This is a genomic window from Mesorhizobium calcicola (genome assembly GCF_042682105.1).
GTDB classification, from domain to species: Bacteria; Pseudomonadota; Alphaproteobacteria; order Rhizobiales; family Rhizobiaceae; genus Mesorhizobium; species Mesorhizobium calcicola.
The window spans coordinates 110,006-116,005 of sequence record NZ_JBHUGY010000035.1; the positions used below are offsets into that span (position 1 = coordinate 110,006).

Annotated in this window: 9 protein-coding genes and 3 pseudogenes; 7 read left to right on the top strand and 5 right to left on the bottom strand. The window is 63.2% G+C overall.

Features of this window, described 5'->3' with window-relative positions; all coding sequences use genetic code 11:
• Positions 1-621: 621 nt before the first annotated feature.
• Both ACFSQT_RS23665 and ACFSQT_RS23670 read right to left on the bottom strand, forming a co-directional pair.
• Complete coding sequence (locus tag ACFSQT_RS23665) at positions 622-1,839, bottom strand: NAD(P)/FAD-dependent oxidoreductase (RefSeq protein ID WP_379022685.1); 1,218 nt, start codon at positions 1,837-1,839, stop codon at positions 622-624.
• A 14-nt stretch (positions 1,840-1,853) separates the two neighbouring features.
• A complete protein-coding gene (locus ACFSQT_RS23670) occupies positions 1,854-2,618 on the bottom strand; it encodes an HpcH/HpaI aldolase family protein (RefSeq protein ID WP_379022687.1) in 765 nt (254 codons plus the stop codon).
• A 114-nt stretch (positions 2,619-2,732) separates the two neighbouring features.
• Here ACFSQT_RS23670 and ACFSQT_RS23675 point away from each other — a divergent pair.
• The 7 genes and pseudogenes from ACFSQT_RS23675 to ACFSQT_RS23705 form a co-directional block, all read left to right on the top strand.
• Positions 2,733-3,145 (top strand): annotated as a pseudogene (locus ACFSQT_RS23675) (NAD(P)-dependent oxidoreductase); the annotation flags it as partial.
• Positions 3,146-3,341: 196 nt separating this feature from the next.
• Positions 3,342-3,623 (top strand): NAD-binding protein, encoded by a 282-nt coding sequence (locus ACFSQT_RS23680; protein WP_379022707.1) that lies wholly within the window; start codon positions 3,342-3,344, stop codon positions 3,621-3,623.
• Between the two features lie 77 nt (positions 3,624-3,700).
• Positions 3,701-3,928 carry a hypothetical protein gene (locus ACFSQT_RS23685; RefSeq protein ID WP_379022689.1) on the top strand — a complete coding sequence of 76 codons (228 nt, stop codon included), beginning with the start codon at positions 3,701-3,703 and terminating at the stop codon, positions 3,926-3,928.
• Positions 3,900-4,229: a hypothetical protein gene (locus tag ACFSQT_RS23690; protein ID WP_379022691.1), complete on the top strand. Its 330-nt coding sequence runs from the start codon at positions 3,900-3,902 to the stop codon at positions 4,227-4,229. Before ACFSQT_RS23685 ends, ACFSQT_RS23690 begins: the two co-directional genes overlap by 29 nt.
• A gap of 48 nt (positions 4,230-4,277) precedes the next feature.
• On the top strand, positions 4,278-4,442 hold the full coding sequence (locus ACFSQT_RS23695; protein WP_379022693.1) for a hypothetical protein: 165 nt from the start codon (positions 4,278-4,280) through the stop codon (positions 4,440-4,442).
• Positions 4,435-4,527: pseudogene (locus tag ACFSQT_RS23700) on the top strand (SDR family NAD(P)-dependent oxidoreductase); the annotation flags it as partial. The gene ACFSQT_RS23695 and the pseudogene ACFSQT_RS23700, both read left to right, overlap by 8 nt.
• Before the next feature lie 112 nt (positions 4,528-4,639).
• Positions 4,640-4,765: pseudogene (locus ACFSQT_RS23705) on the top strand (SDR family NAD(P)-dependent oxidoreductase); the annotation flags it as partial.
• 27 nt (positions 4,766-4,792) lie between these two features.
• On the opposite strand, the gene ACFSQT_RS23710 reads toward ACFSQT_RS23705, so the two are convergent.
• From ACFSQT_RS23710 to ACFSQT_RS23720, 3 genes are all read right to left on the bottom strand, one after another.
• Complete coding sequence (locus ACFSQT_RS23710; RefSeq protein WP_379022695.1) at positions 4,793-5,479, bottom strand: FAD-binding oxidoreductase; 687 nt, start codon at positions 5,477-5,479, stop codon at positions 4,793-4,795.
• On the bottom strand, positions 5,364-5,675 hold the full coding sequence (locus ACFSQT_RS23715) for an FAD-binding oxidoreductase (protein ID WP_379022697.1): 312 nt from the start codon (positions 5,673-5,675) through the stop codon (positions 5,364-5,366). Before ACFSQT_RS23715 ends, ACFSQT_RS23710 begins: the two co-directional genes overlap by 116 nt.
• Positions 5,617-6,000: FAD-binding oxidoreductase (locus tag ACFSQT_RS23720; protein ID WP_379022699.1), on the bottom strand; the 384-nt coding region annotated here is incomplete at its 5' end. The genes ACFSQT_RS23720 and ACFSQT_RS23715, both read right to left, overlap by 59 nt.

The window sequence follows — 6,000 nt, forward strand, 5'->3', positions numbered from 1 at the left end:
ACCCATTTCCTTCGTATTCTCTCGTATGGTCTGGCGAACCTAAGGACCATGACGAGGCCTAGTTTCCCTGCAAGCGTTGTCTGTGCCTTTCCCACAACGAGGGTCTATGAGCGGGTGTTGACCATAGCGATGAACACGCGGCCGGTTTGGGCCGATTGCGGACGGTCCGCTTAGGCTGGGATACACGAGAGCGGACATTCAGGATCGTCGCGAACGTCGTCGTGACCTGACTCGATTCGGACATCCGCTGTGGGAGCAATGGCTCAGCTGGGACAGAAGGTGAGCCCAACGATCTGGTCCAAATCACTACGCCTCGACGCTAGCGATCAGCGACCCCATCGGCAGAACAAGGAGAAAAAGAGAGTGGTCCAGCTTAGTGTATCAAACGATGGCGCACGAATACTTGGTGCGCCTGCCGACGCTTTTCGCGCAAGGGCACCCGTTTCAACCATCCTGTCCGTCATCAATTGGATATGATGGGGAGTTTTCATTGGTGACCCCTTAAATGCAGGCCAATATGCCAAGCCAATATGCCTTGCTCAGACACGTAATGCTAGGTCCGACTGAAGACGTCGCCGAGCCCGAACTAGGCAACTAGACGATCAGCGGTTCCTCGCCTTCTCATATCACAGCTTCTTCCAGGAACGGTGCGTTCCGCAGGATGCGCTCGTAGCAGAATGGCGACAGGTCGAGCGTCTGGAAGGCGCCGTGGACGATCAGTTCCGACACCGCCCGGCCGACGGCCGGCGACTGCTGCAGGCCGTGCCCAGAGAAGCCGTTGGCGAACATGAAGTTGGTCACTCCGGGGTGGAAGCCGACAATGCCATTGTGGTCGAGCATGTTGTATTCGTAGTGACCGGTCCAGCTGGTCTGGACCTTCAGCGCATCGAAGGCCGGGATGCGGTGCCAGAGTGCCGGCCAGATGTAGTCGTCGAACTCCTCGAAGTGCATTTCGAAATCGTCATAGCCGGCCGGCCCGTCGCCCTGCGGCGTGTTACCGGTGAGGAAGAGCTCGCCTTCGGGACGCACGAAGGTGCCGGAAAGGTCGATGACGTTGGGCATGCGGCCGGGAATCGGATTGGCGCTGGCGAAGACGAAGCTGTAGCGCTTGTAGGGTGCCACCGGGATGGAGAGACCGGCCATGGCCGCGACCTGTTGCGCGCGGGGGCCGGCGGCGTTGACCAATGTGGCGCATGCGACCGTCTGGCCCGTCGCGAGGCGCACCGAGCCGACTCGCCCATCGGCAAGATCCAGTGCGGTCACGGCATTGTCGATATACTCGACGCCGCTGGCGCGGGCAGCGCGGCGGAAGCCGTTCATCATGCCCATGGAATCGAACCAGCCCTCTTCGCGGGAGCCCCACGAACCGCCGCCGAGATCCTCGACATTCAGCCAGGGAAAGCGCTCCTTCAGCGGACCCGGCTCGAGGAAGACCGTATGGGCGCCGAGACTGCGCTGCAGATCGACACGCTCACGCGCCGCTTCCACGCCCTCGGGCGAGCAGCAGTAGAGATAGCCATGCTCGCGAAAGCCGAGGTCAGGTGCCGGCTCGTCCTTGTAGAAGGGCGCCATCCGCTCCTGGAAGGTTCGGATGATCTCGATGCCGAACTGGCTGATCTTCACATTGATCGGGTTGGAATATTGCTGGCGGATGGCGCTAGTGGAGAGCGCCGTCGAGGAAAACTCGTAGCTTGAGTCGCGTTCGACGACGAGGATCGAGGCGCCGCTGCCCAGCGCCTGGCTCAGCCAATAGGCCGTCGACGAACCGATGACCGCGCCACCGACGATGACGATATCGTAGGCGCTGCGTGACGGCGCTTTGTAAGAGGGGATTGCCACGGTCTGTCTCCGGTCTACTGGTTGAATGATGCGATCAGGGCATCCGAGCCCCGCGCCAGCAGGCCGAGGTCCGAACCGACCGCCACCATGGTGAAGCCGTCGGCGAGATAGCGGTCGGCATCTGCCTTTGCCGGCGCCAGGATGCCGCTGGCCTTGCCTGCGCCTGCTGCCGCCTTGCGCACGGAGGCGATGGCTTCCTGCACATGGGGGGCATTGGGATTGCCCATGGCGCCCATATTGGTCGAGAGGTCGCCGGGGCCGACGAAGAGAACGTCGACACCGTCGACCGCGGCGATCTCGGCGGCGTTCGGCACGCCCGTCTCGTCCTCGATCTGCACCGCGAGAAGCTGCTGGGTGCGCGCATTGGCATGGTAGCCGGCGATGCGGCCGAAGGCGTTGGCGCGGTGGCCAACGGAGAAGCCACGGAAGCCGCCCGGGGCATAGGTCATCGCCGCAACGATGGCGCGGGCCTGATCGGCCGTCCGCACATTCGGGATCATCAGGCTGCGCGCGCCGATGTCCAGCGCCTGCTTGATCAGATTGGCGTCGTCGGAGGGCAGCCGCACCACCGCCTCGCTGTCGAAGCCGCCCATCACCTGCAGCTGCGCCATGATGCTGCGCAGATGGTTGGGGCTGTGCTCGCCATCGATCAGCACCCAGCCGGCTCCGGAGCCGGCGACGATCTCGGTGGTGAGGGCCGAAGCCAGCGAGCACCAGATGCCGATGTGAGCCCGACCGGCCGTCACGGCGGTCTTCAACGTGTTGCGGCGCTCCTGCATTTTGCGATCGGTCTCCCGTGAGAGAAGGTCCATTGAAATTTGTATGATGTCCTATATCATATGGCTGACTTTGGCTGCAAGGCCAGTTACGCGAGGTCCGCAAGGGAGTTGAAAATGAAGATCGGTTTCATCGGGCTTGGCGTCATGGGAGCGCCGATGGCGCGTCATCTCGCCGATGCCGGGCATGAGATCGTCACCGTGCTGAACTGTTCCCCTCTCCCGAAGGAGCTGACCGCATCGGTCGTTCGCGTCAGCAGCCGAAGTGGCGCGGACATCCGAGATCATCGTGACCATGCTGCCCGACACGCCCGACGTGAGCGAGTCCTGCTTGGGCAGGACGGCGTGCTGGAGGGGATATCGGCTGGCAAGCTGGATATCGACATGAGTTCGATCAGCCGATCGCCACGGCCGAGTTCGCCGCGAAGCTGCGGGCAGCCGGAGCCGGCTACCTCGACGCCCCGGTCTCGGGCGGCGAGGTCGGCGCCAAGGCGGCGAGCCTCACCATCATGGTCGGCGGGCCGGCTGCCGAGTTCGAACGGGGCGCTGCCGATCTTGAGAAGCTCGGCAAGAACATCACCCTGATCGGCGAAAAGAATGGCGCCGGGCAGACCTGCAAGATCGCCAACCAGATCGTCGTCGCGCTCAACATCGAGGCCGTGGCAGAGAGCGCTCGTCTTCGCCAGCAAGGCCGGCTGCGATCCGGCGAAGGTGCGCGGCGCTTTGATGGGCGGCTTTGCCTCATCGCGCGTGCTCGAAGTGCATGGCGAGCGCATGATCGCCCGGACGTTTGCCCCGGGCTTTCGCATCCGCTGCACCAGAAGGACCTCAATCTGGCGCTGGAAAGCGCCCCGCGCGCTTGGCGTCGCGCTGCCGAACACGGCCACGGCGCAGCAGCTGATGAATGCCTGCTCTGCCCGAGCGGATGGCGCGGAGGCCGACCACTCATCCCTCGTCCAGGCGCTCGAGATGCTGAGCGACCATGAACTGTCAAACGGAAAGGAATGAACTGATGCGCGGAACCGGCAAGGCCGATGTCTTCGTGATGCTGGCCCATCCCCGTGGGTCATGCCAAGAGCCCCGGAATGTTCAACGAAATCTTCGAGCAGAAGGGCCTCGACAGCCTGATGGTGCCGTTAAGCTGCCGCCCGGAGGATTTCGAAACCTTCTGGGCCGGCATCACGGCCGCCGAGAACATCCGCGGCGTGATCATCTCGGTGCCCTACAAGGTCGCGGTCTACCATAAATGCAGTGCCGCTCACGACCGCGCCGCGCGCGTGCAGAGTGCCAATTCCGTGCGCAGGCTGCCCTGATGGAAGCTGGTACGCCGACAATTTCGACGGCGTCGGCTTCATCGACGGGCTGAAGGCGGGCGGGCACCAGATTGCCGGCCGCCGCATCCTCCAGGTCGGCGCCGGCGGCGCCGGCGCGTCGCTCACCTACTGCCTGGCCGAGGAAGGCGCGGCGGAGATCCGGCTGACCGACATCGACCACGATCGCGCTGCAAAACTTGCCGCGCTCGTCGGCAAGACTTTCCCAAAATGCCATATCGAGATCGGCCACCCGATCCGACCGGCATGGACATGGCGATCAACGCAACGCCGTCCGGGCTGAAGGCCACCGATCCGCTGCCATGGGACTGTGACCAAGCTGACGCCTGACATGACGGTTGTCGACATCATCATGGAGCCGGCCGAGACGGCGCTGCTCAAGGCGGCGAAGCAAATCGGCTGCCGCATCCAGCCGGGACGCCCGATGATGGATTTTCAGGTCGAGGCCATGGCCGAATTTTTCGACATCGAGCGCAAGGACCGCGGCCATGGTTGAGACACCGACAGCCGTCGTCATCGGCGGCACCTCCGGCATTGGCCGTGCCATCGCGCTGCGCTTCGCCGAGGACGGCCATCAAGTCGTCGTCGCGGGTCGGGACACGATCCGGGGCAAAGAGGCGGCCGGCGCCTGCGAGACGGCGGGGCGCGCCGCGCGCGCTGTTTGTTCAGACCGACGTTGCCGATGCACAATCGGTGGAGGCGCTGGCGCAGGCCGTCAGCGCTGCGTTCGGCACGCCGCATGTCGTCGTCAACTGCGCCGGCATCCTGCAGAGCGGCAAGCATGTCCTCGACCAGGATCTCGACGAAGACGAGAGGATGTGGCGGGTGAACTATCGCGGCACGCTGCTAGGGTGTCTTGTAGCGCTTCAACTCACCCCGTTTCAGCTGGCCGATGCCGTGTTCGGCACTTATCGACCCACCGAGCGCATGGACGGCGTCGTGCACCATCACATAAATCCGATCATGGCTGCGCTGTAGGGCATCCTCTGCGAACCTCGGAGAGGGGCCGACGTTGTAGTGAAGGTTACCGTCGCCAAGATGCCCAAACGGCATTACCGACAGGCCAGGGAATGTCGTCGAAAGGTTCCGGTCCATTTCCTCGACGAATTCGGGGATTTTCGAGATCGGAAGCGCGATGTCGTGCTTGATGCCTTTGCCGCCCTTGGCCTGCGCTAGCGTGATGCTTTCGCGAAGATGCCAAAAGGCCCGCTCCTGTTCCACGCTCGTCGCAATGGTCGCGTCGCAAATCTCACCCGCCTCCAAAGCGTCGCCCAGCATGGTTTCTAGGCACTCGCCCAGCCCTTCCCGGTCCTGGCTGCCGGACAGTTCCAGCAAGGCGAACCAGGGCGCATCGACTGAGGAGCCGTCGAAAGGCAGATGTTGCTGCGGAAATTGTGATGTGACCAGTTTCAGGCACTCATTCGCCATGACCTCGAATGCCGTCAAACTCGACCCAATTTGCGTCTGAAGTCGGATGAGCAGCTGGACACAGCTCGCCATCCCGTTTGTCGCCACAAGCGCCGTCTGGGTCATTCGGGGGCAGCGGGAAAAGCTTCAGCGTAGCGGTCGTGATAATGCCTAGCGTCCCTTCGCTGCCCACGAACAATGACTTCAGGTCGTACCCCGTGTTGTCCTTTTCGCAGGCCGCCAAGCCGTTCCATATCTCCCCGTCAGCGGTGACGACTTCGAGACCCAGCGTCAGTTCGCGTATTGTGCCGTACCGCAACACCTGCGATCCGCCGGCATTGCTGGCAAGATTGCCACCCAATTGTGCAGCTGCCTTCCGCCGCAAGCGATAGCGGGAACAATCGATCCCGGTCGCGGCAATATTCCTGAAGGGTCTGCAGCACGCAGCCAGCTTGGACGGTGACCGTGTTGTTTTCAGGATCGAAGCCGCAGACACGGCTCAACCGCGACATTGACACGACCACGGCCTTGCCACTCGCGTCAGGCGTGGCGCCACCTACCAGCCCGGTGTTGCCGCCCTGGGGAACGATCGGGATTTCCGAGCTGGCGCAAAGTGCCACGATCCCGGCCACTTGCTCGGTGGTCGC

Bases quoted from the DNA above. Each gene is read 5' to 3' on its own strand.
- ACFSQT_RS23670 (WP_379022687.1), bottom strand. From the start codon at position 2,618: ATGCAGGAGCGCCGCAACACGTTGAAGACCGCCGTGACGGCCGGTCGG.
- ACFSQT_RS23680 (WP_379022707.1), top strand. From the start codon at position 3,342: ATGGGCGGCTTTGCCTCATCGCGCGTGCTCGAAGTGCATGGCGAGCGC.
- ACFSQT_RS23685 (WP_379022689.1), top strand. From the start codon at position 3,701: ATGTTCAACGAAATCTTCGAGCAGAAGGGCCTCGACAGCCTGATGGTG.
- ACFSQT_RS23695 (WP_379022693.1), top strand. From the start codon at position 4,278: ATGACGGTTGTCGACATCATCATGGAGCCGGCCGAGACGGCGCTGCTC.
- ACFSQT_RS23710 (WP_379022695.1), bottom strand. From the start codon at position 5,479: ATGACCCAGACGGCGCTTGTGGCGACAAACGGGATGGCGAGCTGTGTC.